The following is a 22,769-nucleotide window of genomic DNA, read 5'->3' as shown; positions in this document are numbered from 1 at the left end:
TTAAGACAATGGAACAGGGAACTTATCGCCGCCGAAAATTGGCTGTTTTTATTGGTGCGCAATAAAAAACAGGGGGCCGGAGGGCCCCCTGTTTTTTCAGTGGTAATAGCGGCTGACGGCCTTGTCCAGGTCCAGCACGGCGCGCTCGGCGCCATGAGCGACCTTTTTGGCGACCTTTTTCATTTTGCGGCTGTTTTTGCTGGCGGCCAGGCCCACCGCGGCCACGGCGGCGGTGGCGGCGGTGACGCCTGCGGCCACCATCATGGGATGACTGTTTTTGTGCATGGTTTTTCCCCCCTGCTTGTGATTTTAGCGGGGCAGAAATTTGCCCCCGGTAGTGATAGTTTTGCACTAAAATCTTGCATTATACGTCTTTTTTTAACAGGGACGTTGTGATAGAATGATACAGTTGACCAAAAGAGGGGCGGCGTGCCCGCGAGGAGCCGGAGCCCGCCGTGCGGTCTAACTTTAAAAGGAGTGAGACGAGCTTGAAATACATAGCGCCCAAAACAGTTTTATGCATCCATGACCTGTCTGGCGCCGGGCGATGCAGCATGGCAGCGGCGGCGCCGGTGCTTGCCGCCATGGGGCACCAGCCCATCCTGCTGCCCACAGCCCTGTTTTCCACACACACGGGGGGGCTGGGGCAGCCCGCCGCCCAGATGTGCGGGGGTTACGGGCCCGCGGCGCTGCAGCATTACCGGGAGCTGGGGCTGCAGATCGACTGCATTTATTCGGGCTACCTTGCCGGCACGGGCGACCAGGAGCTGGTGCGCCGCGCCTTTGAGTTCTGGCCCGAGGCGTTAAAGATTGTGGACCCCGTGCTGGGGGATGGAGGCCGGTTTTACACCGGTATGGAGGACAAGCTGCCCGGCGTGCGGGAGCTGTGCCGTGGGGCGGACATGATTCTGCCCAACCTTACCGAGGCCTGCCTTTTGCTGGGCCTCCCCCAGCCGCAGCAGGAGCTGGACCAGGCCGGGGCCGGGGCCCTGGCCGAAGAGCTTGCCGGCCTTTGCGGCCAGACGGTGGTCACCGGCCTGCCCCAGGGCAGGCACCTGGCCTGCGCAGGCGGCGGCAAGGAACGCTTTGTGGTGCAGCGGCTGCGCATCGACCGCAGCTACCCCGGCACAGGCGATCTGTTTGCCAGCGTGCTGGTGGGGGCGCTTTTGCGGGGCAACGCCGTGAGCGCAGCGGCCGACGCGGCAGCGGGCTTTGTGGCGGAGGCCATTGAGAACACCGACCCTGCCGCAAACCCCGCGCTGGGCGTGTGGTTTGAGCCTTTGCTGGGGCGGCTGGCCGGGCGGGGTGTGTGAGATGGGCCGGTTGAACATTGTGCTGGTGGAGCCGCAGATCCCCGAGAATACCGGCAACATCGCCCGCACCTGCGCGGTGACCGGCGCCAGCCTGCATTTGGTAAAGCCCTTGGGCTTTGAGGTGACGGACAAGCATTTAAAACGCGCCGGGCTTGACTATTGGCACCTGCTTGATATAACATATTACGAGAGCCTTGTCGACTTTTTTGACAAAAATGCGGGTCCGTTCTACTTTTTTACCAGCAAGGGGCCGCACCGCCATACCGATGTGAACTACCCGGACGGTTCGTACCTTGTGTTTGGACGCGAGGATGCGGGCCTGCCGGAAAAGCTGCTTTACGACAACCAGGGGCAGTGCGTGCGCATCCCCATGCGAAAGGGTGCGCGATGCCTGAACCTTTCAAATTCGGTGGCGGTGGGCGTGTACGAGGCTTTGCGGCAGTGGGGCTTTCCGGAGCTGGAAGACCGGGGCCAGCTGCGCGACTATGAATGGAAATGAGGGAACCCCATGCGCAAGATCGCCGTTCTGACCGATTCGACCTGCGATATCCCCCCCGAGCTGCAGCAGAAATACGGCATTGACATTCTGCCGTTTGTGATCACGCTGGACGGCGTGAGCTACACCGAGCGCCAGGATTTTGATTTTGACGAGTATTACGGGATGCTGCGCGCGGCCCAGGGCGTGCCCAGCACCGCGCACATCACCGCCATGCAGTTCTGCGAGCAGTATGCGGGCTATGTGGACGCGGGCTATACCGACGTGCTGCATGTGACCATTAATTCCACCGGCAGCGCCACCTACGACGCGGCGGTGATGGCCCAGGGCCTTTTGCGCGAAGAGCGCCCGGAGCACAAGCTGCGGATCCACCTGGTGGACAGCCACACCTATTCGTTTGTATACGGCAAGCCGGTGTGCGAGGCGGCGCGCAAGCTGAAAAACGGCGCCGAGGTGGAATATGTGGTGGCCGAGCTGGAAAAGGAATTCGCCTGCCAGGAGATCGTATTGTCGGCATTCAGCCTGAAACAGATGAAAAAGAGCGGGCGCATCAGCGCGGCCGCGGCTTTTGCGGGCGAACTGCTGGGCCTGCGGCCGGTTATTACCCTGATCGACGGCGTGACCAAGGTGGAGAGCAAGGTGCGGGGCGACGCGGCGGTGCCCGCCGCCATGATCCGCCTGGTGCGCCAGCGCATGGCGGGACCGGACGAGGATTTTGAGTACATGTTGGGCACCACCGACATTGAAAATGTGAAAGACCTGGAAAAACTTTGCCGCAGGGAATTTGGGCACGGCCCCGCCGAGGTGTTTAAGCTGGGCGCGGCGGTGGCCAGCAATACCGGCCCCGACGCCATGGCCATTACCTACCGGGGGGCCCCCCGGCGCTGAAAAGGATGAGAATGGATTTTTCCGGCCCGCGAGGGCCGGTTTTTTTGTGTTTCCAGGAAATACAGCATTTCGCGGAAAAAATTTTGACGGAAAAGAGTGAAATAAAAGGAAAAATATCGCGATCCTGAAAAAACAGGCAATTTTGGGGGTGGAAATTGGATCGCTTTTTATGTAGAATAGAAAGGCAGCCCTAATCGTGGGAAAAATCTCTAAAATTGGAAGAAGAACGAACAAAAATTCGTGCGCCGGTAGAATACATTTTGGGCGGCGCAGCGAGAATGCCGGGAAAGCCCGGGAAAGGGAGGCACAGGATTTGTTCCGTATGATTGTGGTGGATGACAGCGAGTGCAGCCGCGAGCTGCTGCAGCAGTATTGCGGCGGGGTGGCGGAGCTGGAGGTGAGCGGCAGCTTTGGGGACCCGCTGGCGGCGCTGCGCTACGCGCAGGACAACCCTTTTGAGGTGGCGGCTTTGGACGTGATGATGCCGGGCATGAACGGGGTGGAGCTGGGCAAAAAGCTGCGGGAGCTTTACCCCGGGCTGGTGCTTATCTTTGTGACGGCCAGCAAGGAGTTCGCGTTTGAGGCATACCAGCTGGAAGCGAGTGGCTACCTGCTGAAGCCCTACGATGCCCAAAAGGCATATGCCGCGCTGGAGCGGGCCAAGCGCCTGTGCGGCGGCCCGGCAAAACGGGTATACCTGCGCACCTTCGGCCATTTTGACATGTTTGTGGATGGCAAACCCCTGTGCTTTTCGCGGCAGAAATCAAAAGAGATCCTGGCTTATTTGGTGGACCGGAGGGGCGGGCTTGCCACGGTGGATCAGATCGTGGCGGCTTTGTGGGAGGACCGCGCCGGGGAGGCCTGCGTGCGGGCGTGCTACCAGACCGCGTTCAAGGACCTGCGCAGGGATCTGGAGCGGGCCGGGGTGGGTGAGATCCTGGTGTCGAACCGGAACCAGAAGGCCATTGATATCGATGCGGTGGATTGCGATTACTATAAACTTTTGGCGGGGGACCGGCACGCGCTGGAGGCGTTCCCGGGCCAGTACATGACCGATTACAGCTGGGCTGAGCCCACCGCCGCCCATTGTGCGGCAATGAGGGAGAGCCATATCCACGGATGAGCGGATTTTCGCCGGCCCGCCGGCAATTTTATGGAATTTTTGTGAATTTTTTTTGAGTTTGTCCCTTTCTTGTCCCACATCTGTCTCAGATTTGTAGCCGGACCACTGTATAATGTGGCCTAGACACACAAAACACCAGATGTAGAAAGGAAGATGTACCAATGAAGCAGGGAAAGATCGCCCTGCCCGGGCAGATGTGGCAGTATGAGGCGGTGGAGGAACGCGTCACACGGCCGGATCTAGGCGAGTATGCAACCTGGGGGCTGCGGGTGCGCACCGCAGAGGGGAACGTGATCCTGCACGACGTTTCGGTGGAGCGCCATTTTGTGGAACAGCTGGCGGGGCTGCTGAACGACCAGCAGCTGGAGCCCGTTCACCTGGAAGAGATGGTGAATGAGTTTATGTCTTACCCGGAGGAGCTGGAAAAGGCCCTTGCAAAGGCGCAGGCAGAAAAGATATGATACCGGCCCTGGAAAAAGGCCGCGGACGATAGAATACGGCAAGAAGCGCTTTCCGGCACAAGGCTGCCGGGGGCGCTTTTTTCGTTTGCGCCGCAGGACGGAGCGGCGGCGCCTTTACACGTATGAAATATCCACATCGCACCCTGGCAAAAATTGTGCAGGTTGCGCTCTTGAATCCACAAAATATTGTGAGATAATAATTATTGTACACAACATTTAGGGCTGCACGCCCCAAAACCACAAGATAGGAGGGGCGGCCCGTGGCCTTGCAGGGGTTACAAAAGCTCACCTTGCTGGATTACCCCGGCAGGGTGGCCTGCACCGTGTTTTTTGGCGGGTGCAATTTTCGCTGCCCGTTCTGCCACAACGCCGGGCTTGTGAAGGGCAGCCTTGCGCCGGAGCTGGGCGAAGAAGAGCTGCTGGCGTATCTTAAAAAGCGGCGGGGCGTTCTGGAGGGAGTGTGCGTGAGCGGCGGCGAGCCGCTGCTGGAGCCGGGCCTTGCGGAATTGCTGGAGCGGATCAAGACGCTGGGGTACGCGGTGAAGCTGGACACAAACGGCAGTTTTCCACACAGGCTGCGGCAGCTTGTGGAAAAGGGCCTGGTGGACACAGTGGCCATGGACATTAAAAATTCGCCCGAGGGATACGCCCGCACGGCCGGGGTGCCGGGGCTGGACCTTGCGCCCATCCGGGAGAGCGCGGCGTTTTTGCTGGGCGGCGGGGCCGATTACGAGCTGCGCACCACGGTGGCGGCGGGGCTGCACACCGAGGCCGATTTTGTGGCCATTGGAGAGTGGCTGGCCGGGGCCAAGCGGTATTTTTTGCAGTGCTTTGTGGATTCCGGCGACGTGCTGGAGCCGGGGCTTTCGGCGCCCGGCGAAGAGGAGATGCGGCGGTATTTGGCCGCGCTGCAAAAAAACATCCCGGCGGCGCGCATCCGGGGCGGGTGAGCCGGCGGACAGCCGGGGAGGCTGCGGAAGAGCAGTTTTGGCGCAAACGATTTTAATTTTGAAACGCGGCGCGCCGTGCGGCGCACGGCAAAGAAGGAGCGAGGAACGTATGTACAGTGTAACCAAGCGGGACGGGCAGGTCGTGGAGTTCGATATCCAGAAGATCTGCAAGGCCATCACCAAGGCGTTTGACGCGGTGGAAAAACAGTATCACCCCAGCACCATCGACCTGCTGGCGCTCAAGGTCACGGCGGACTTTGAGCCCAAGATCCGGGACGGCAGGGTGCCGGTGGAGGACATTCAGGACAGCGTGGAAAACGTGCTGAGCGAGGCGGGCTACGCCGACGTGGCCAAGTGCTACATTTTGTACCGCAAGCAGCGGGAGAAGATGCGCAGCATGAAGTCCACCATTCTGGACTACAAGGAGCTGGTGGACAACTACCTGCACGTGAACGACTGGCGCGTGAAAGAGAACAGCACCGTGACCTACTCGGTGGGCGGGCTGATTTTGAGCAACAGCGGCGCCATTACCGCCAACTACTGGCTCAGCGAGGTGTACGACGAGGAGATCGGCGCGGCCCACCGCAATGCCGACCTTCACATCCACGATCTCTCGATGCTGACCGGCTACTGCGCGGGGTGGAGCTTAAAGCAACTGATCCAGGAGGGGCTGGGCGGCATTCCCGGCAAGATCACCAGCGCCCCGGCAAAGCATCTGGCCACCCTGTGCAACCAGATGGTGAACTTTTTGGGCATTATGCAGAACGAGTGGGCGGGCGCGCAGGCATTTTCGTCCTTCGACACCTACCTTGCCCCCTTTGTGAAGGCCGACAACCTGCCTTACGGGCAGGTGAAAAAGTGCGTGGAGTCGTTTATTTACGGTGTGAATACCCCCAGCCGCTGGGGCACCCAGGCGCCTTTCTCCAACATCACGCTGGACTGGGTGGTGCCGGGGGATCTGGCCGAGCTGCCCGCCATTGTGGGCGGCAAAGAGCAGGATTTCTGCTACAAGGACTGCCAGCAAGAGATGGACATGGTGAACAAGGCCTTCATCGAGGTGATGATCGAGGGCGACGCAAACGGCCGCGGGTTCCAGTACCCCATTCCCACCTATTCCATCACCCGGGACTTTGACTGGTCGGACACCGAGAACAACCGCCTTTTGTTTGAGATGACCGCCAAGTACGGCACCCCCTATTTTTCCAACTACATCAACAGCGACATGCAGCCCAGCGACGTGCGCAGCATGTGCTGCCGGCTGCGGCTGGACCTGCGGGAGCTGCGCAAAAAGAGCGGCGGCTTTTTTGGTTCGGGCGAGTCCACCGGCAGCGTGGGCGTGGTGACCATCAACCTGCCCCGCATTGCGTATCAGGCAAAGGACGAGGCCGACTTTTACAGGCGGCTGGATCACATGATGGATCTTGCGGCCCGGTCGCTGAAAATGAAGCGGGAGACCATTACCAAATTTTTGAACGAGGGGCTTTACCCCTATACCCGGCGGTACCTGGGCACCTTTGAAAACCACTTTTCCACCATTGGGCTGCTGGGCATGAACGAGGCGGGGCTGAACGCGGCCTGGCTGCGGCGCGATATGACCTGGCCCGAGACCCAGCGCTTTGCAAGGGACGTGCTGAACCACATGCGCACCCGCCTGGCGGATTACCAGGAGGAGTACGGCGACCTGTACAACCTGGAGGCCACCCCCGCCGAGAGCACCAGCTACCGGCTGGCAAAGCACGACGTGGCCCGCTGGCCGGACATCCGCACCGCCAACGACGGCGGCACCCCCTACTACACCAATTCCTCCAACCTGCCGGTGGGCTACACCGAGGATGTGTTCAGCGCGCTGGACGTGCAGGATGAATTGCAGACGCTGTATACCTCGGGTACGGTGTTCCACACCTTTTTGGGCGAAAAGCTGCCGGACTGGAGGGCGGCTGCGGCCCTGGTGCGCAAGATCGCCGAAAACTACCGGCTGCCCTATTACACCCTGTCGCCCACCTACTCGGTGTGCCGCGAGCACGGATACCTGGCGGGTGAGGAGTATACCTGCCCCATCTGCGGCCAAAAGACCGAGGTCTACAGCCGCATTACCGGCTATTACCGGCCGGTGCAGAACTGGAACGACGGCAAGGCCCAGGAATTCAAGGACCGCAAGACCTACGACATCGGCGCCAGCCGCCTGACCCATGGCCGCCCGGCGGCGGGCCAGGAGCCGCCCGCCGCGGCCGCGGCCCCGGCGGAGCACCGGGCGCTGCTGTTCACCACCAAGACCTGCCCGAACTGCCGCGTGGCGGCGGGCATGCTGGAACGGGCGGGCCTGCCCTTTGAGCGCACCGACGCCGAGGAAAACGCCGCGCTGGTGGCCCGCTACGGGGTGTGCCAGGCGCCCACCCTGGTGGTGGTGGAGGGCGAGAGCGTGCGCCGCTTTGCAAACCTTTCGGAGATCAAGAAATACACCCAGACGGCCAGCCTGTAAGGGTGCGGAAAGGGGCCTTTGCAGTTGGAATACGATGTGATTGTGGTGGGCGGCGGCCCGGCGGGCATGACCGCCGCCCTGTATGCCGCGCGGGCGGCGAAACGCGTGCTGCTGGCAGAGGGCGCGGGCTTTGGCGGGCAGATCAGCCACTCGCCCCGGGTGGAAAATTACCCCGGCGTGGAGCCCCAGAGCGGCAGCGCGCTGGCCGCCGCCATGGCGGACCAGCTGGCCGCGCAGGAGGTGGAGTTCGGCTTTGCCGCCGCCACCGGCGCGCGGGCCGTGCCCGGCGGCTTTGAGGTGCTGGCCGAGGGGGAAGCCTGGCGGGGCAAAAGCCTGGTGCTGGCGCCGGGCATGGAGCACCGCCGCCTGGGCCTTGCGGGCGAGGACGGGATCGCCGGTATTTCGTACTGCGCGGTGTGCGACGGCGCGTTTTACAAGGGCCGGGAGGTGGCCGTGGTGGGCGGCGGCGACACCGCGCTGCAGGACGCGCTGCTGCTGGCGGATCTGTGCGGGCATGTGACCCTGATCCACCGGCGGGGCGAGTTGCGCGGGGCGGCTGCCCTGGCAAAAAGGCTGCGCAGCCGCCCGAACGTGGAATTTTTGCTGAATACGGCCGTGACCGCGTTTGAGAGCGAGGCGGGCCGCCTGACCGGCCTTGCCGTGAAAAACACGGCGGACGCAGGCACCGGCAGCCTGGCGGTGGACGGCGTGTTTTTGGCGGTGGGGCAGACCCCCGGCACGGCGCCCTTTGCCGGCTTTGTGGCGCTGGATGAACAGGGCTTTGTGCTGGCGGGCGAGGACTGCCGCACCAGCCGGCCCGGAGTGTTTGCGGCGGGCGACTGCCGCACAAAGCAGGTGCGCCAGCTGGCCACAGCGGTGGGCGACGGGGCTGTTGCGGGCCTGGCCGCCAGCGAGTGGGCCGCCGGGGCGCAGCACTGAACGAAAAGGGCCGTTCCCGGGGAAGCGGCCCTTTTTTGGCGGACAATTTTATGGTATAATAACCGCAAAACGGTTATTATAGCTTATTTAAAGGGCGTTCGCCTCGCCGCCGGGGGCGGCAACCGGCGAAGCCGCCAATTATACCATGCGCGCTGTGCGCTTATGGTATAATAGAAAAAAGCGCCGAAAGGGGCGGAGGTGCCATGTATGCCATGGCGGAGACGCAGTTGACCGTGTACGATTTTGTGCACCCCTTTGGGGGCGCGCTGAACGAGGGTAACCGCTGGGTAAAGCTGGCGGCGGCCACGGACTGGGTGGGGCTGGAACGCCAATACGCCACCCACTTTCACAAGGGCGGGGCCCAGGCCCTGCCGGTGCGCATGGCCTTTGGCAGCCTGGTGATCCGGGCGGCGCTGGGGCTTTCGGACCGGCAGACGGTGGAGTTGATCCGCGAGGACCCCTATCTGCAATATTTCATTGGGCTGGCCGCGTTCCAGCACGAGGCGCCTTTTTCGGCCCACAGCATGGCGGCCTTCCGCAAGCGGGTACCGGAGCGGCAGGTGACCCGGGCCGTGAGACAGTTCAAAAAGCTATCCCGGGGCTGAAAGGCGGCCGGACTGAAAAACGAAAGGGGGCGGAACCAATGCCGCAGCCACCGGAAGAAAAGCATGTGTTCCGCGCTCAAGGCCCAGGGCAGCGCGGCGACCCGGCGCCCAGCGGGCGGCAGGTGTACCGCGCGGGCGGGGCAAAGGCCCCCCAACCCATCCGCCGGGCGGGCGGGGCGGCCCCAAAAACACCGCCCCGGAGCGGGCAGAGCCAGCCGCCGGCGGGCGGCAGCCCACGGCGCGCCGAAACGCAGGGGCGGACCCCCGCGCCGCCCCGGGCAGCGCGGCAGCGCGCTGCGCACCGCGGCGGTGTTGCCACAAAGCAGCGCGGCGCCCCCAAGCTGCCGCTCTGTTTGCTGGGGGGGCTGTTTGCCCTGCTGCTGGTGAGCCTGGCGGTGTGGGGCTTTGCGGGCGGCAGGCTGAAGGAACTTTTTGACGGCGGCCAGGCGGCGCCGGGCGCTGTTTCGGGGGCTGTTTCGGGCGCAGCGCCCGCGGAGGATGCACAGCTTGCGGTAAAGGCCGGGCAGGATTGGCCCGCCCAGGTGGGAGACCGGCTGGTGGGGCAAAAGCCCCAGCGGGTGGTGAGCCTTTCTCCCATGGTGACCGAGGCGCTGCTGAGCCTGCCGGGGCACGGGGCGCTGTGCGGCGTGACCGAATACTGCGACGACCGGGGCCGGGGGCTGGCCACGGTGGGCACCCCGCTTTTGCCCCGGCCTGAGGCCATTCTGGAGCTTGCGCCCGAGTATGTGCTGTGCCAGACCCCCCTTGCCGACGGAGTGAAAGAGCAGCTGGAACAGGGCGGGGCGCGGGTGATCCAGCTTTTGAGCCCCACCGACCTGGAAAGCCTGCGCCGCTTTTACGGCGAGCTGGGCGCGCTTTTGAACGGCAACGAGACCGGCCGGGCCCAGGGGCAGGGAGTGATTGACCGGCTGGCCGACACGCTTGCCAGCTATGACCGGGCGGCCGGGCAAAAGGCCACGGCGCTGCTGCTGCCGGACCTTTCGGGGCTGGCGGCCACGGCCGAGACCGCCGAGTGGGCTCTGCTGGGGCAGGTGTTCCGCCACCCGCTGGAAAGCGAGACCGGCTGGTTGGCCGGGGCCGGGTGCCTGACGGACGACGACCCCGACAACGACCTGGCCGAGGTGCGGGCGGCCGACCCGGACATTCTGCTGGTGCCGGACACCATTGCGCCCGAGCAGCTGGCAGAGGCCCTGGGGGGCCTGCGGGCGGTGGAGAGCGGCGCGGTGGTGTACATTGACTACGGGCTGGTGGAAGCCTTTTCGCCCCGGCTGATCTTTGCGGTGGCCGAGGCGGCAAACCTTGCCTACCCGGAGCTTCAGCCCGCGGCCCGGCCCGCCGACGAAAGCGGAAAAAAACCTTGACTTACCGCCAGTTTGGTGTATACTGGATACATAAGAAATATTCCTATTTAATGGGAAGATAAAATGAACAGTTGGAGGTTTTTACAATGGATTTGAAGGGTTCCAAGACCGAAGCCAACCTGATGGCTGCGTTTGCCGGCGAGAGCCAGGCCCGCAACAAGTATACCTACTATGCTTCCAAGGCCAAAAAGGACGGCTACAACGAGATCGCCTCGGTGTTCGAGGAGACCGCGAACAATGAAAAAGAGCACGCCAAGATTTGGTTCAAGCTGCTGCACGACGGCGCTGTGCCCGACACCCTGACCAACCTGGCCGACGCCGCCGCAGGCGAAAATTACGAGTGGACCGACATGTACGCCGGGTTTGCGGCAACCGCCAAGGAAGAGGGCTTTGACAAGATCGCCAGCCTGTTTACCATGGTGGGCGCCATTGAGAAAGAGCATGAGGCCCGCTATAAGGAAGTGGCGGAGCTGCTGAAGGAGGGCAAGTTGTTTGCCCGCGAGACCGAGCAGGTGTGGATCTGCACCAACTGCGGCCACATTCACATTGGCAAGCACGCCCCCGAAAAGTGCCCGGTGTGCGACCACCCGCAGGCCTATTTTGTGCTGCGCGCCGAGAATCACTGAAACGCCCAGCGCCAGCGGTTTAAACTGCATTTTACCGCAAAGGGCCGCCCCTCCCGGGGCGGCCCTTTGCGCTGCCCCGGCGGGCTGCCGCCGCGAAAGGGGCGGTGGGCAAAACAGGAAATACTCTTGCGAATGGCCCCCTGGGGCATTGCGCCTGGCCCGTTTTGCGGGTATACTAAAGCGTGCCGGTAAATTTTAAAAGGCGAGAGGAAAGGGAACACGAGCTTGTTCATGGATGTTTTGCTGGACGCACTGATCGACAGCCTGAAAATGCTGCCGTTCCTGTTTGCGGCCTATTTGATGATTGAATACATTGAGCGCCGCCAGGGCGAGCGGATCGAGGCCGCGCTGGCGGGCGGCGGGCACTGGGGCTTTGTGCCCGGCGCGCTGCTGGGCTGCGTGCCCCAGTGCGGTTTTTCGGCCATGGCCGCGAACTTTTACGGCAGCCGGGTGGTCACCCTGGGCACGCTGATGGCGGTGTTCCTGGCCACCAGCGACGAGGCGGTGCCCCTTTTGCTGGCCGTGCCCGAGCAATGGCCGCGGCTGGCGGCGCTGCTGGGCATTAAGGTGGTGCTTGCGCTGGCGGCGGGCTTTTGCCTGGACATTGCGCTGCGGCGCTTTTTGCCCGAAGGGGTGCGGGGCGGCTACACCGGCCACGCGGGCGAGGTGGACTGCCACGAGCAGCATGAGGCGCAGCAGGGCATTTTGCGGGCGGCTTTGGCCCACACCCTGAACATTTTTTTGTGGGTGTTTGGGTTCAGCCTTGCCATCGGCTTTGTGATGGAGTGGGTGGGCGCCGAGGCGTTCACCGGCTTTTTGGCGGCCATGGGGCCCTTGCAGCCCGTGTTTGCGGCGCTGATCGGCCTTACGCCCAACTGCGCGGCCAGCATTCTGCTGACGCAGCTGTACCTTTCGGGCTCGATCACCTTCAGTTCGGCGGTGGCGGGGCTTGCCAGCGGCGCGGGGGTGGGGCTGGTGGTGCTGTTCAAGGCAAACCCCAGCGTGAAGCAGAACCTGTTCATCACCGGCCTTTTGTGGGCCATCGGCGCGGCGGCAGGGCTTTTGCTGCAGCTGCTGGGGCTTTAAGAACCGGCGGCCGGTTTGGGGCGGAGCGATTAAAAACGGGCGGAAGCATGGGAATGCTTCCGCCCGTTTTTGTGGTTTGTGTCAGCACCGCCGCGCCGGGCACAAAAAAACGCCCTTCCCGTTTCCAGGAAGGGCACAAAAACCTTACGTTCAGGCCAGGCAGACGTTCACTGCGCGCAGCTTGTTGGGGTTCTTGGGATCGGTCTCGGTGTCGAACGTCACCTTCTGGCCGTCTTCCAGGGTCTTGTGGCCGGGCATCATGATGGCGGAGAAGTGCACAAACACGTCGTCGCCGCCGTTGTCGTTGGAGATGAAGCCGAAGCCCTTTTCGTTGTTAAACCATTTCACAGTACCGTTATTCATTCTGGTACCTCCTAAAAAATATTATATTCTTACGTTCAGAACATCGATCGACTGACAGTAAAAGGAAGCCGGGGCCGCCTTTTACGCACGCCGCCCGCTTGCCGGAAGGGCTTTGGCCGGGGTGCTTTTAGAGCAGTTTCTATTGCAGAGCAATAAAAAACTCACATGCTTTTGTAATTCATTCAAACGAGCAAATGACTTACAAAAACATGTGAGTTCAAATGTACATCGAGCAGAATACTTGTTTAGTATAGCACGCGGAGGGAGAAATAGCAAGGCTTTTTTAAAAAAAGGAAAATCTTTCTTGAGGCGGGCCGCAAAAGCGGCTTAAAAGGCATGGGAGAAGCCACAAAATTTGCACGATCATCTTTTTCGCTATTTAACAATTGTTCTCGCGAAGCCGCCGCGCTATAATGAAATCAACGAAAGTTTCCCTTTCTGAAAGGAGAGTTTTATTTATGATTCTAAAAAATGGACAGGTTTTTACCGCCTTGGGCCGCTTTTTGACCGCCGACGTGGAGCTTTGGGGCGACCGCATCAAGCAGGTGGCCCCCGCGGGTACCCTGCACGGCGCCGACGAGATCGACGCGGCCGGTAAATACGTGACCCCCGGCTTTGTGGACATCCACATTCACGGCGCGGCGGGCGCGGACTTCTGCGACAGCGTGGACGGCAGCCAGGAATATGTGAAGACCATGCAGAAATACCTGGGCAGCCAGGGCGTGACCAGCTTTATGGGCACCACCATGGCGTTCAGCGAGGAGATCCTGAACGATATCTTTGCGGCGGTGAAGCCGCTGTTTGGTCAGGAATCCGAGGGCGCGGTACTGCGGGGCGTGAATATGGAAGGGCCCTTCTTCAATAAGGCCAAAAAGGGCGCCCAGGCCGAGAAGTACATCATTGACCCGGATTGGGAGATGTTCCAGCGCCTGTGGGAGACCAGCGGCGGCAACATCCGGCTGGTGGATGTTGCCCCCGAGCTGCCCGGTGCGGTGGAGTTCATCCGCAAGGCGAGCGAAAAGTGCACGGTTTCCATTGCCCACACCTCGGCCACCTACGAGGAGGCCAAGGCGGCGTATGCAAACGGCGCCACCCACACCACCCACCTGTTCAACGCCATGCCCGCCTTTACCCACCGCGCCCCCGGCGTTGTGGGCGCGGCGGCCGACGACGCGGCCCATGTGGAAATGATCTCGGACGGCATCCACCTGCACCCGGCGGTGGTGCGCGCGGTGTTCGCCCTGTTCGGGGCCGAGCGGGTATGCCTGATCAGCGATTCCATGCGGGCCTGCGGCATGCCCAACGGCGAGTACAGCCTGGGCGGCCAGAAGGTGTTCATGAACGACGGCCTGGCCACCCTGGAGGACGGCACCATTGCGGGCAGCGCCACCTGCCTGGCCGAGTGCTTCCGCCGCGCCGTGAAGTTCGGCGTGCCCCTGGAGAGCGCCCTGCGCGCCGCCACCATCAACCCGGCCCAGGCCGTGGGCCTGTTTGACGAGCTGGGCAGCGTGACCGCCGGCAAGCGCGCCGACGTGCTGGTGCTGAACAAGGACCTGCAGCCGGAGCACATCTTCATCGGCGGCAGGGAGCTGTAAAATCATAGGATAAAAGGGCCTCTGCCGGATAGGCAGAGGCCCTTTTTAGTGCAGAGAATGAATATTCACCAGATTTTACCGCCGTTTGATAGTAAAATAATATTGCCTTTTTTTAATGTGATATTCTATTTGCAAGAAAATTATTAAAGAAAGGTCAAACATATGGATCGGTTCAAAATTTCCAAAAAAGCAAAACCGGCGATGCTCACAATTCGGATTGATCTATCAATTATGGAATTTTATGAGGAACTGGCGCGAAAGACGGATCGCAGCCGCAACGAGGTAATCGCTTTAGCGCTCGAGTATGCAAAAGACCAGTTATTGATCGAAGAGAAATGAAGCGCTAAAAAGAAGACATTGCATCGCACGGGGTTCAAGAGTACAATGAACGATAAGAGAAGCAAAGGAGAAAACAACGCATGAACACCTTTATCTGTTACGCAAAATGCACCACCTGCCAGAAGGCGCAGAAATGGCTGGACGAGCGGGGCGCGGCGTACGAGGCGCGGCCCATCAAGGAGCAGAACCCCACCGCCGCCGAGCTGGCCGCCTGGGCCGCGGCCAGCGGCCTGCCGGTGAAGCGCTTTGTGAACACCAGCGGCCTGTTGTATAAAGCCATGAATTTGAAGGACAAGCTGCCCGGCATGACCGACGCCGAGGTCTTTGCGCTGCTTGCCACCGACGGGATGCTGGTGAAGCGGCCGATCCTGGTGACGGAAAAGGGCGTGTGCCCGGGCTTTAAGCCGGAGGTTTGGGAAATGCTGCTGTAAAAGGGAAAGGAGCCGCCCGATGGAGTTTTTGAACTGTGAGATACCTGCCTTTTGCGTGATTGGCAAAGAGGGCCTCGCCACGGGCCAGGGCGATATCGCCCTGGCTATGTGGCAGGAGGCGAATACCCACTTTGCCGAGGTGGAGGCCCTGGCACTGCGGGATGAGACAGGGGCTTTGGCCGGGTTTTGGGGCGCGATGAGCGACTGCTCCCGCAGCTTTTTACCCTGGGAGGACGGCTTTTCCAAGGGGCTGTACCTGGCCGGGGTGCAGGCGCGCGAGGACGCGCAGCCGCCCGCAGGCTGGGTGAAGTGGACGGTGCCCGCCTTCCGCTATGTGTACACCAAGGTGGAGGGGGATTACGGGGAGGCTTTCCGCGCGGGGCTGGCGGCTTTGGAGGAACGGGGCCTTGCACTGGCAGGCGCGGTGCAGGAGTATAACTGCCCCCAGGAGAACGGCCAGCTGTATTTGTTTTTCCCGGTGGAGCGGCTGTAAAGAGAACAACAGGCCTCCTGGCCGAGGAGTATTTTTATATGCTGAGAAATACACCTGATTTCTACCGTGCGATGCTGCGAATCACAATAGTGTTTTTTGTTTTTTAAACGAGACGGTTTTATTTGTACTGTGAAAGGCTGATGGAATGTTTGAAGATTTTAAGTAATAAATTAGAAATATTATACTTTACAGATAAGAGAAATGGGGCTTGAGAAATGGAGCTGGAATCGGAAAAGAAAACACTTTTGATAGAAAAAGAATATGGGAAACGCAACACAGCGATTGATTTTCTGCGTCTGGTATTTGCGGTAGTAATTTTACTGTACCATTCTTCACATCTTTATGAGACAAACAACAAACCTGTTTTTCAGGGCGGATATTTGGCGGTGGAGTTTTTCTTCATTCTTTCAGGCGCTTTTATGGCAAAAGCTGCCCTGGCGGGGGGGGGGGGCATCGGGAATGATACGTATTTTTTTATGAAAAAGAAGATATCGGCGATATTTCCCGTCTACTGTACCGCATTCTGTGTCGCCTTTTTGGCAGAAGAATTTTTAATGAAAGCACCGTTGAAAAAGTTTATATCAAACGCGGTGAACTCTTTATGGCCTTTTTTGCTTGGTGAGATGTCCGGAGTAGATGGACCCGGCTTTAGCTTGACGGGAGCTTGGTATATTTCGGCTATGCTGATCGCTATGCTAATTTTATATCCATTGTTGCGCTGGAATTTTGAATTGACAAGTTATGTTTTGGCTCCTCTATGTATTCTTGCAATCTATGGGAATATCTATCAAAGTACAGGGCATCTTTCAATCGTAAGAACGTACACAGGCATTTTTTACGCAGGCGTTTTTCGGGCGGTTGCTGGGCTTTTTTTAGGAGTTATAACGTTTTGCATTGCCTGCAATTTACAGAAGCGAAGCTTCTCCGTAAAGAAAAAGCTGCTTTTTACCGCCGCTGAACTGGCCGGATACAATATAGTTTTGTGGGGGATGTATGTCAGAACCAGATCGGGACTCGATTTTTCGCTGGTAATTATTTTAGCGGGTACAATAGCACTTACCCTTAGCCGGAAAACATACAGCGGAAAGGTCACCAACAAAAGAGTTTCCCGAATATGCGCGGGGTTTAGTTTTACTCTCTATTTAATTCATCCAACCGTATATATATGGATTGCCCGGTTCCCTTTTGTTGGGGAGAGAGCTCGCCTGCTGGTGTACCTTGCCGTATCAATAGCGATGGCAGCGATTTTATATTTACTGAATTATTGCGCCATACCCTATATAAAAAAACGCAGATAAAGCAGGTGATTCACAAGTTCAGATGTGTGTTTACACAAACCAGCGGGGGCGCTTCAAAGAGCCCCCGCTGGTTTTAGTGCGCAGAACTTTCAGTTCCAAAAAATCAGCAGCTTTTCCACCAGAAACACGGTGCAGCAGGCGCAGGCCGCCACCGTGACAAGGCCCTTGCCCCGCAGGCCCACCAGAACTGCCACCACCAGCGCCGCCGCGGCGCTGACCGGGCTTTCGGTGGCCGACAGGATGGCGGGAAAGGTCATGGCCGCAAGGCAGGCGTAGGGAACGTAATATAAAAACGACCGCAGCCACACGTTCTCGATCTTTTTTTGCAGCAGGGTGAGGGGCAGCATGCGGATGAGGTAGGTCACACCCGCCATGACTGCGAGATACCAAAAAAGGCTCACGCGGCGCTCACCCCGCTTTCTTCGGGCGAAGCTGGCCCACCCTGCTGGATGTGCATGGGGAACAGCCAGGCCCCCACCGCCGCGGCGGCCAGGGTGCTGAGGATGATGGCAAAGCCGCCGGAAATGAGGCGGGCCAGGGGCGACCAGGCCAGCAGGCAGCTGACGGCCACCGCCGCGGCCACCACGCAGCGCACGCTTTTGAGCTGCCGCATGGGCGGCACCACGATGGCGATGAACATGCTGTAAAGCGCGACCCCAAGGGCGCTGCGCACCGCCGCGGTCAAAACGCCGCTGGCCACCGCGCCGGTGAGGGTGCCGCCGGTCCAGCCCAGGATGGGCAGGGTGGCAAGGCCGTACATGTAGGCCGGGGTAAGGGCGGCGCTGCGCCCCATGGCCACGGCAAAAATCTCGTCGGTGTTGGCGAAGGCCACGACCATGCGCCGGCGCGTGGTGAAGGCCGGGCCCAGGCGCTGGCTGAGCGAGAGGCTCATGAGGGCGTAGCGCAGGTTGATGACCAGCTGGGTGAGGGCCAGCTCGAACAGCGAGCCGTGGGCCAAAATGACCGTGAGGCCCGCGAACTGGCCGGCGCTGGTGAGGTTTGTGAGGCTGATGAGCCCGGCGGTAAGGGCCGAAAGGCCGCCGTTTACGGCCAGGATGCCGAAGGTGAAGCTGACCGAAAAATAGCCCACGCCGATGGCGAGGCCGTCTTTTAAGCCCGCCCGGTATTCGGATGCCATTGGGGGTCCCCCTTTTTTACAGGTTACTGCACCACAGTATACCACCAAAGCAAGGGCCGCGTAAAGCGGCGGTTTTTCCAAAGTTTTTGCTTGTAGCGGCGGGGGAAACCGTCTATAATACTTAGGCGGGAAGGAGTGCGCGGGGCAAAGGGTCCGCCCCGCGCGGGAAAGGGAGAGAAAGTATGCAGTATAAAGCGCTGATCCTGGATGTGGACGGCACCCTGGTGGCGCACGGCGAGCCCTCGGCCCGGCCGGAGGTGGCCGAGGCGGTGCAAAGGGTGCAGAGGCTGGGGGTGAAGATCGTGATCGCCACGGGGCGCACCTATTTTGCCATGACCCCGGAGATCCTGGGCGGCATCCGGCCGGACTACGCGGTGTGCGCCAACGGGGCCCAGGTGCTGGACGGGCGGGGCCGCCTGCTGGACAGCACGGATTTTACCCCCGAGGAGATGTATGCCCTGGTGGACTATTTTGAGGACTACGACCACCCCCTGGCCTTTTGCTTTGCCGACGACTACTACGTGTATGTGGAGTACGAGCGCATGAAGGCCTTTTACAAACAGGCCACCGGGCACGATGAGTATGTGAGGGACGGCGAGGACCAGACCCGCCACCTGCAAAGCATGCCCTTTGGGGCGTTCGGCATTCTGCCGCCCGCGGCACTGGCCGGGTTTGAAGCGCGGTACGGGCATTTGGGCCTGCAGTTCGTGCCCTACCGCCCCGGCTATTACGACATCAACCAGAAGGGCATGAACAAGGCCGTGGGCGCGGCGCATCTGGCGCGGCTGGCAGGCTGGCGGCCGGACGAGCTGGTGAGCGTGGGCGACAACGACAACGACGCGGCCCTGATGGAGTTCGTGGGGCTTTCGTACTGCATGGCCAGCGGATCGGCCAAAGCGCTGGCGGCGGCAAAGCGGGTGGCCCCGGGCGTTTTGGAAAACGGCGTGGCCGCCGTTGCGCGGGAGGTGTTTTTGCAGCCGTGAGTTTTGAACCTGTGTGGGGCCCGGGCAGCCGGGCGATCATTCTGGGCAGCTGGCCCAGCCCCAAAAGCTGGGAACAAGGCTTTTATTACAGCCACCCGCAGAACCGGTTCTGGCCGCTGCTGGCGGCGCTGGCCGGGGAAAAAACGCCGGGGAGCATCCCCGAGAAAAAGGCGCTGGTGCTGCGGCACGGCCTTGCCTTGTGGGACGTGCTGGAGGCCTGCGACATTGAGGGCGCCTCGGATGCAAGCATTAAAAACCCCGTGGCGGTGGACCTGCCCGGGCTGCTGGAAAAAGTGCCGGTGCGCGCGGTGTTCTGCAACGGCGCGGCCTCCCATAAATTGTACGGGAAGCTGCTGGAGCCCGCGACGGGCATCCCGGCGGTGAAGCTGCCCAGCACCAGCCCGGCCAACGCCTCGTTTTCGATGGAAAGGCTGCGGCGGATCTGGGGCCAGGCGCTGGCGCCCTGGCTGGATGCGGGAAACAATGGATAAATCGGCGTTTTTGGGCCGCCCGCATTGCTTTTTATCCTTTACTCTGCTAAAATAACTCTAAAGGCGCCGCCCGCGCCGCGCGCCGGGCGGCAATTTGCCTATTTTATCGTGAAAAGGTGGTGGCGGCCACGAGCAAGTGGATCGAGATCAAGCACAAACCCGTGATGCCCTGGTATTTCGCGGGGGCCGTGTGGCTGGTGGGGGCCCTGGCGCTGCCCATTTATCAGCTTTGGGCCCTGGGGCTGACGGCGGCTGCGTCGGCAGCGGTGTATTTTGTGATGGCGCACGTGTGCCCGCCGGTGGTGGAGCGCCGGGCGGTGCCGTTTTTAACCGGCCGCGAGGACGCGGACGAGATGCTGAACCTGATCGACCAAAAGCGGGCCGCGCTGCACGTTTTGAACGGGCGCATCCCGGACGACGCGCTGAGCGCCGCCATCCTGCGCATGGAAAAGGCCTGCGAGGGGATTTTGACCGAGGTGGAAAAGGACCCGGAAAAGGCCCCTCAGATCCGGCGGTTTGCGAACCACTACCTGCCGGACGCGGTGAAGCTGCTGGAGCTGTATGCCGATCTGGAGGAAAAAGGCGTGCGGGGCGAGAACGCGCGGGAGGTGCGCGGCGAGGTGGAAAAGAACGCGGCCACCATCGCAACCGCCTTTGAAAACCAGCTGGACAGCCTGTATGCGGCCGCCGCGCTGGAGATGGATACCGACCTGGAGGTATTGAAAGGCATGCTCAAAGGGCAGGGCCTTGTGGAATAACACCTGAATTGAAAGGAACGAGAACCGATGGAAGAAAATAAAACCATGCCCGAGCTGACCCTTGAAATGGACGCAGTGCCCACCCTGACCCTGGATCCCACGGCAGAAACGGCTGAGCAGCCCGCCCTGGCGGAAGAAAAAAAGGTGGAGCCGCTGATGATCGAGGAGACCCGCCTTTCGCCCGAGGAGCAGAAGGCGGTGGACGACTTTGCCGAAAAGATCGACGTGACCAACAGCCAGATGATCCTGCAGTACGGTGCGGCCACCCAGAAAAAGATCGGCGATTTCAGCGAGGCCGCACTGGGCAAGGTGCGCACCAAGGACCTGGGCGCCACCGGCGACATGATCGCCAGCCTTGTGACCGAGCTCAAGGGCTTTGACGCCCAGGAGGAATCCAAGGGGATCTTCGGCTTTTTCAAAAAGACCAGCAACAGCCTGGAAGCGCTGAAGGCAAAGTATGCCAAGGCCGAGACCAATGTGGAAAAGATCGAGGGCATGCTGGAGGGCCACCAGGTGCAGCTGCTCAAGGACATTGCCATGCTGGACAAAATGTACCAGATGAACATGGTGTATTTTAAAGAGCTGACCATGTACATTCTGGCGGGCAAGAAAAAACTGAAAAAGACCCGCGAGGTGGACCTGAAAGCCGCCATGGAAAAGGCAAAGGCCAGCGGCCTGCCCGAGGACGCACAGGCCGCCCGCGACCTGGCGGATATGTGCGACCGCTTTGAGAAGAAGCTGTACGACCTGGAGCTGACCCGCAATGTGTCGATCCAGATGGGGCCGCAGATCCGGCTGATCCAGAACAACGACACCATGATGGCCGAGAAGATCCAGACCAGCATTGTGAATACCATCCCCCTGTGGAAGAGCCAGATGGTGCTGGCTTTGGGCCTGGCCCACAGCCAGCAGGCCATTGAGGCGCAGCGCGCCGTGACCGACATGACCAACGAGCTGCTGAAAAAGAACGCCGCCGCACTGAAGACCGGCACCATTGAAGCCGCCAAGGAATCCGAGCGGGGCATTGTGGATATCGAGACCCTGCAGGCGACCAACAAGAGCCTGATCGAGACTTTGGACGAGCTGTCCAAGATCCAGAGCGAGGGCCGCGCCAAGCGCGCCGCCGCCGAGGTGGAGCTGGGCCGCATTGAGGGCGAACTGAAACAGAAACTGATGGAGCTGCATAACTGATATGAAAGGGCCTTGTAAACTGGAACAAAAACTGCCCGCCGCCCTGCGCCGCAAAGCGGTGGCCCCCGCGCTGGCCGCCGTGATGGCGCTGGCGGGGGTGTTCGGCATCGGCGGGGCGAAGCTGGCGGGGTATGCACAGCGCACGGCCGCCAGCTTTGACAGCGGGATGTACAGCATCGCGGCCGACCTGGACGCCCGGCTGAACGCGGCGGCGAACCTGGCCACGGTGGCCGGCAAGGTGGAGGGCGTGGACGGGGCCGCGCTGGCCGCGGTGGACGGAGCCATTGCCGCCGTGCAGGCGGCCGGCAGCCCGGCGGCCAAGGCGGGCGCGGACCGCACCCTGAGCGAGGCGGTGAACGCGCTGTACGACGCGGCAAACGCCACCGCGAACGAAAACCAGGCGGACCTGATGGCCGGCGAGCTGGCCGAGTTCAACAGCCGGGGCAACACCATCCACAACAACGACTACAACTCCAATGCCCGCAGGTTCAACCAGGACCTCGGCGGCCAGCCGGCCCGGCTGATCGGCGCGCTGTGGGGCATTGAACCTGCGGAGTATTACGAATGAAACAGATGAAAAAACGGCTGCTGGCGCTGGCGGCGCTGGCCTGCCTGCTGGCGGTGACCGCGCTTGCGGCGGGGATTCCCGCCGCGCCCCAGGGCAGCTGCGTGCTGGATGAGGCGAATGTGCTGAGCGCGGCCACCGAGCAGAAGGTGAATGAGCTGACCGTGGCGCTGGACGAGGCCTGCGGCGCGCAGCTGGCGGTGCTGACGGTGGATTTTACCGGCACCCTTTCGATGGAGGAGTACGCCTACCAGGTGTTCGACGCCTGGGGCGTGGGCGACAAAAAGAAGAACAACGGCGTGCTGCTGCTGCTTGTGACCGGCGACGAAAACTACTACTGCACGGTGGGCACGGGCCTGGAAAAGGAGCTGACCCCCAGTAAGATCGACGATCTTTTGTGGGATAACCTGGAGGATGGCTTTGCCGCCGGCGATTACGACAGGGGCGTGACCGCCTTTGCCGGGGCTGTGTACGACGAGCTGTGCAGGATCTACAACGTGCAGCCCGCGGTGGGCGGCGGCACCCCGGGATATGAGCCGCCCCGCCAGGCTGGGTTTGGCATGGGCTCGGCCCTGTTTGTGATCATTGTTGCGGCGGTATTGGTGCTGCTGATCGCGGTCTCCAGCGCGCTGCACCCGGTGCGGTATGTGCGCACGAGGTATTTTGGCTATGTGTACCCGCCCCGGCCCCCGCGCCGGTGGCACCGGCATTACCACAGGCCCCCGCCGCCCCCGCCCGGCCCGGGCTTTGGCCCCGGCTACGGCCCCGGGCCCCAC

At 61.2% G+C, this 22,769-nt stretch carries 27 protein-coding genes; 23 read left to right on the top strand and 4 right to left on the bottom strand.

Annotated elements, in window-relative coordinates; translation table 11 throughout:
* Positions 1 to 96: 96 nt before the first annotated feature.
* Entirely contained in the window at positions 97 to 285 is a 189-nt protein-coding gene (locus ACMLHZ_RS12430; protein ID WP_177563159.1) for a hypothetical protein, read from the bottom strand.
* 203 nt (positions 286 to 488) lie between these two features.
* On the opposite strand from ACMLHZ_RS12430, the gene ACMLHZ_RS12425 reads away from it, so the two are divergent.
* The 12 genes from ACMLHZ_RS12425 (at position 489) to ACMLHZ_RS12370 (ending at position 12,348) form a co-directional block, all read left to right on the top strand.
* On the top strand, positions 489 to 1,313 hold the full coding sequence (locus ACMLHZ_RS12425) for a bifunctional hydroxymethylpyrimidine kinase/phosphomethylpyrimidine kinase (RefSeq protein WP_418668007.1): 825 nt from the start codon (positions 489 to 491) through the stop codon (positions 1,311 to 1,313).
* A 1-nt stretch (position 1,314) separates the two neighbouring features.
* Positions 1,315 to 1,812 carry a tRNA (cytidine(34)-2'-O)-methyltransferase gene (locus ACMLHZ_RS12420; RefSeq protein WP_418668006.1) on the top strand — a complete coding sequence of 166 codons (498 nt, stop codon included), beginning with the start codon at positions 1,315 to 1,317 and terminating at the stop codon, positions 1,810 to 1,812.
* A 9-nt stretch (positions 1,813 to 1,821) separates the two neighbouring features.
* Positions 1,822 to 2,697, top strand: coding sequence for a DegV family protein (locus ACMLHZ_RS12415; RefSeq protein ID WP_418668005.1), 876 nt, complete (start codon positions 1,822 to 1,824; stop codon positions 2,695 to 2,697).
* A 322-nt stretch (positions 2,698 to 3,019) separates the two neighbouring features.
* Positions 3,020 to 3,820: a response regulator gene (locus ACMLHZ_RS12410; RefSeq protein ID WP_418668015.1), complete on the top strand. Its 801-nt coding sequence runs from the start codon at positions 3,020 to 3,022 to the stop codon at positions 3,818 to 3,820.
* A gap of 161 nt (positions 3,821 to 3,981) precedes the next feature.
* Entirely contained in the window at positions 3,982 to 4,281 is a 300-nt protein-coding gene (locus tag ACMLHZ_RS12405) for a DUF6514 family protein (RefSeq protein WP_418668004.1), read from the top strand.
* A 260-nt stretch (positions 4,282 to 4,541) separates the two neighbouring features.
* Complete coding sequence (locus tag ACMLHZ_RS12400) at positions 4,542 to 5,231, top strand: anaerobic ribonucleoside-triphosphate reductase activating protein (protein WP_418668003.1); 690 nt, start codon at positions 4,542 to 4,544, stop codon at positions 5,229 to 5,231.
* A 109-nt stretch (positions 5,232 to 5,340) separates the two neighbouring features.
* Complete coding sequence (locus ACMLHZ_RS12395; protein WP_418668002.1) at positions 5,341 to 7,710, top strand: ribonucleoside triphosphate reductase; 2,370 nt, start codon at positions 5,341 to 5,343, stop codon at positions 7,708 to 7,710.
* Between the two features lie 24 nt (positions 7,711 to 7,734).
* Positions 7,735 to 8,649: an NAD(P)/FAD-dependent oxidoreductase gene (locus ACMLHZ_RS12390; RefSeq protein WP_418668001.1), complete on the top strand. Its 915-nt coding sequence runs from the start codon at positions 7,735 to 7,737 to the stop codon at positions 8,647 to 8,649.
* Between the two features lie 203 nt (positions 8,650 to 8,852).
* The gene (locus ACMLHZ_RS12385; protein ID WP_418668000.1) at positions 8,853 to 9,254 is read left to right on the top strand and encodes a transposase; all 402 of its coding nucleotides are present in this window, start codon (positions 8,853 to 8,855) and stop codon (positions 9,252 to 9,254) included.
* Positions 9,255 to 9,292: 38 nt separating this feature from the next.
* Positions 9,293 to 10,636, top strand: coding sequence for an ABC transporter substrate-binding protein (locus ACMLHZ_RS12380; protein ID WP_418667999.1), 1,344 nt, complete (start codon positions 9,293 to 9,295; stop codon positions 10,634 to 10,636).
* An 86-nt stretch (positions 10,637 to 10,722) separates the two neighbouring features.
* Positions 10,723 to 11,262, top strand: coding sequence for a rubrerythrin (gene rbr / locus ACMLHZ_RS12375; RefSeq protein ID WP_177563718.1), 540 nt, complete (start codon positions 10,723 to 10,725; stop codon positions 11,260 to 11,262).
* A gap of 231 nt (positions 11,263 to 11,493) precedes the next feature.
* Entirely contained in the window at positions 11,494 to 12,348 is an 855-nt protein-coding gene (locus ACMLHZ_RS12370; RefSeq protein ID WP_418668014.1) for a putative manganese transporter, read from the top strand.
* A gap of 150 nt (positions 12,349 to 12,498) precedes the next feature.
* Here ACMLHZ_RS12370 and ACMLHZ_RS12365 read toward each other — a convergent pair whose 3' ends face one another.
* Positions 12,499 to 12,711: a cold-shock protein gene (locus ACMLHZ_RS12365; RefSeq protein ID WP_177563711.1), complete on the bottom strand. Its 213-nt coding sequence runs from the start codon at positions 12,709 to 12,711 to the stop codon at positions 12,499 to 12,501.
* 458 nt (positions 12,712 to 13,169) lie between these two features.
* Between ACMLHZ_RS12365 and nagA the strand changes: the two genes are divergently transcribed.
* The 5 genes from nagA (at position 13,170) to ACMLHZ_RS12340 (ending at position 16,867) form a co-directional block, all read left to right on the top strand.
* On the top strand, positions 13,170 to 14,306 hold the full coding sequence (gene nagA / locus ACMLHZ_RS12360) for an N-acetylglucosamine-6-phosphate deacetylase (protein WP_418667998.1): 1,137 nt from the start codon (positions 13,170 to 13,172) through the stop codon (positions 14,304 to 14,306).
* A 162-nt stretch (positions 14,307 to 14,468) separates the two neighbouring features.
* The gene (locus ACMLHZ_RS12355) at positions 14,469 to 14,645 is read left to right on the top strand and encodes a ribbon-helix-helix protein, CopG family (protein WP_418667997.1); all 177 of its coding nucleotides are present in this window, start codon (positions 14,469 to 14,471) and stop codon (positions 14,643 to 14,645) included.
* Between the two features lie 80 nt (positions 14,646 to 14,725).
* Entirely contained in the window at positions 14,726 to 15,076 is a 351-nt protein-coding gene (locus ACMLHZ_RS12350; RefSeq protein WP_418667996.1) for an arsenate reductase family protein, read from the top strand.
* Between the two features lie 19 nt (positions 15,077 to 15,095).
* On the top strand, positions 15,096 to 15,569 hold the full coding sequence (locus ACMLHZ_RS12345) for an AraC family transcriptional regulator (RefSeq protein ID WP_418667995.1): 474 nt from the start codon (positions 15,096 to 15,098) through the stop codon (positions 15,567 to 15,569).
* A gap of 215 nt (positions 15,570 to 15,784) precedes the next feature.
* On the top strand, positions 15,785 to 16,867 hold the full coding sequence (locus ACMLHZ_RS12340; RefSeq protein ID WP_418667994.1) for an acyltransferase family protein: 1,083 nt from the start codon (positions 15,785 to 15,787) through the stop codon (positions 16,865 to 16,867).
* Positions 16,868 to 16,956: 89 nt separating this feature from the next.
* Here ACMLHZ_RS12340 and ACMLHZ_RS12335 read toward each other — a convergent pair whose 3' ends face one another.
* Both ACMLHZ_RS12335 and ACMLHZ_RS12330 read right to left on the bottom strand, forming a co-directional pair.
* Positions 16,957 to 17,268 (bottom strand): AzlD domain-containing protein, encoded by a 312-nt coding sequence (locus ACMLHZ_RS12335; RefSeq protein WP_418667993.1) that lies wholly within the window; start codon positions 17,266 to 17,268, stop codon positions 16,957 to 16,959.
* Entirely contained in the window at positions 17,265 to 18,005 is a 741-nt protein-coding gene (locus ACMLHZ_RS12330) for an AzlC family ABC transporter permease (RefSeq protein WP_418667992.1), read from the bottom strand. The genes ACMLHZ_RS12335 and ACMLHZ_RS12330 overlap by 4 nt, the downstream gene beginning before the upstream one ends.
* A gap of 182 nt (positions 18,006 to 18,187) precedes the next feature.
* Between ACMLHZ_RS12330 and ACMLHZ_RS12325 the strand changes: the two genes are divergently transcribed.
* The 6 genes from ACMLHZ_RS12325 to ACMLHZ_RS12300 form a co-directional block, all read left to right on the top strand.
* Positions 18,188 to 18,988, top strand: a complete 801-nt coding sequence (locus ACMLHZ_RS12325; RefSeq protein ID WP_418667991.1) for an HAD hydrolase family protein — start codon at positions 18,188 to 18,190, stop codon at positions 18,986 to 18,988.
* Entirely contained in the window at positions 18,985 to 19,479 is a 495-nt protein-coding gene (locus ACMLHZ_RS12320) for a DNA-deoxyinosine glycosylase (protein ID WP_418667990.1), read from the top strand. Before ACMLHZ_RS12325 ends, ACMLHZ_RS12320 begins: the two co-directional genes overlap by 4 nt.
* Before the next feature lie 119 nt (positions 19,480 to 19,598).
* On the top strand, positions 19,599 to 20,237 hold the full coding sequence (locus ACMLHZ_RS12315) for a 5-bromo-4-chloroindolyl phosphate hydrolysis family protein (RefSeq protein ID WP_418667989.1): 639 nt from the start codon (positions 19,599 to 19,601) through the stop codon (positions 20,235 to 20,237).
* A gap of 27 nt (positions 20,238 to 20,264) precedes the next feature.
* Positions 20,265 to 21,428, top strand: a complete 1,164-nt coding sequence (locus tag ACMLHZ_RS12310) for a toxic anion resistance protein (RefSeq protein ID WP_418667988.1) — start codon at positions 20,265 to 20,267, stop codon at positions 21,426 to 21,428.
* A gap of 1 nt (position 21,429) precedes the next feature.
* Positions 21,430 to 21,996 carry a LemA family protein gene (locus ACMLHZ_RS12305; protein WP_418667987.1) on the top strand — a complete coding sequence of 189 codons (567 nt, stop codon included), beginning with the start codon at positions 21,430 to 21,432 and terminating at the stop codon, positions 21,994 to 21,996.
* Positions 21,993 to 22,769: TPM domain-containing protein (locus ACMLHZ_RS12300; protein WP_418667986.1), on the top strand; the 777-nt coding region annotated here is incomplete at its 3' end. The genes ACMLHZ_RS12305 and ACMLHZ_RS12300, both read left to right, overlap by 4 nt.

Source organism: Allofournierella sp. (genome assembly GCF_048388525.1).
GTDB lineage: Bacteria > Bacillota > Clostridia > Oscillospirales > Ruminococcaceae > BQOK01.
Note: the sequence above shows the minus strand (reverse complement) of the source record. Positions and strands in the feature narration are given on the sequence as shown.

What these genes read in the sequence shown, in the direction of transcription:
- ACMLHZ_RS12430 (WP_177563159.1), bottom strand. Translation starts at nt 285, where the DNA reads ATGCACAAAAACAGTCATCCCATGATGGTGGCCGCAGGCGTCACCGCC.
- ACMLHZ_RS12420 (WP_418668006.1), top strand. Translation starts at nt 1,315, where the DNA reads ATGGGCCGGTTGAACATTGTGCTGGTGGAGCCGCAGATCCCCGAGAAT.
- ACMLHZ_RS12415 (WP_418668005.1), top strand. Translation starts at nt 1,822, where the DNA reads ATGCGCAAGATCGCCGTTCTGACCGATTCGACCTGCGATATCCCCCCC.
- ACMLHZ_RS12410 (WP_418668015.1), top strand. Translation starts at nt 3,020, where the DNA reads ATGATTGTGGTGGATGACAGCGAGTGCAGCCGCGAGCTGCTGCAGCAG.
- ACMLHZ_RS12405 (WP_418668004.1), top strand. Translation starts at nt 3,982, where the DNA reads ATGAAGCAGGGAAAGATCGCCCTGCCCGGGCAGATGTGGCAGTATGAG.
- ACMLHZ_RS12395 (WP_418668002.1), top strand. Translation starts at nt 5,341, where the DNA reads ATGTACAGTGTAACCAAGCGGGACGGGCAGGTCGTGGAGTTCGATATC.
- ACMLHZ_RS12385 (WP_418668000.1), top strand. Translation starts at nt 8,853, where the DNA reads ATGTATGCCATGGCGGAGACGCAGTTGACCGTGTACGATTTTGTGCAC.
- ACMLHZ_RS12380 (WP_418667999.1), top strand. Translation starts at nt 9,293, where the DNA reads ATGCCGCAGCCACCGGAAGAAAAGCATGTGTTCCGCGCTCAAGGCCCA.
- rbr (WP_177563718.1), top strand. Translation starts at nt 10,723, where the DNA reads ATGGATTTGAAGGGTTCCAAGACCGAAGCCAACCTGATGGCTGCGTTT.
- ACMLHZ_RS12370 (WP_418668014.1), top strand. Translation starts at nt 11,494, where the DNA reads ATGGATGTTTTGCTGGACGCACTGATCGACAGCCTGAAAATGCTGCCG.
- ACMLHZ_RS12365 (WP_177563711.1), bottom strand. Translation starts at nt 12,711, where the DNA reads ATGAATAACGGTACTGTGAAATGGTTTAACAACGAAAAGGGCTTCGGC.
- nagA (WP_418667998.1), top strand. Translation starts at nt 13,170, where the DNA reads ATGATTCTAAAAAATGGACAGGTTTTTACCGCCTTGGGCCGCTTTTTG.
- ACMLHZ_RS12355 (WP_418667997.1), top strand. Translation starts at nt 14,469, where the DNA reads ATGGATCGGTTCAAAATTTCCAAAAAAGCAAAACCGGCGATGCTCACA.
- ACMLHZ_RS12350 (WP_418667996.1), top strand. Translation starts at nt 14,726, where the DNA reads ATGAACACCTTTATCTGTTACGCAAAATGCACCACCTGCCAGAAGGCG.
- ACMLHZ_RS12345 (WP_418667995.1), top strand. Translation starts at nt 15,096, where the DNA reads ATGGAGTTTTTGAACTGTGAGATACCTGCCTTTTGCGTGATTGGCAAA.
- ACMLHZ_RS12340 (WP_418667994.1), top strand. Translation starts at nt 15,785, where the DNA reads ATGGAGCTGGAATCGGAAAAGAAAACACTTTTGATAGAAAAAGAATAT.
- ACMLHZ_RS12330 (WP_418667992.1), bottom strand. Translation starts at nt 18,005, where the DNA reads ATGGCATCCGAATACCGGGCGGGCTTAAAAGACGGCCTCGCCATCGGC.
- ACMLHZ_RS12325 (WP_418667991.1), top strand. Translation starts at nt 18,188, where the DNA reads ATGCAGTATAAAGCGCTGATCCTGGATGTGGACGGCACCCTGGTGGCG.
- ACMLHZ_RS12310 (WP_418667988.1), top strand. Translation starts at nt 20,265, where the DNA reads ATGGAAGAAAATAAAACCATGCCCGAGCTGACCCTTGAAATGGACGCA.
- ACMLHZ_RS12305 (WP_418667987.1), top strand. Translation starts at nt 21,430, where the DNA reads ATGAAAGGGCCTTGTAAACTGGAACAAAAACTGCCCGCCGCCCTGCGC.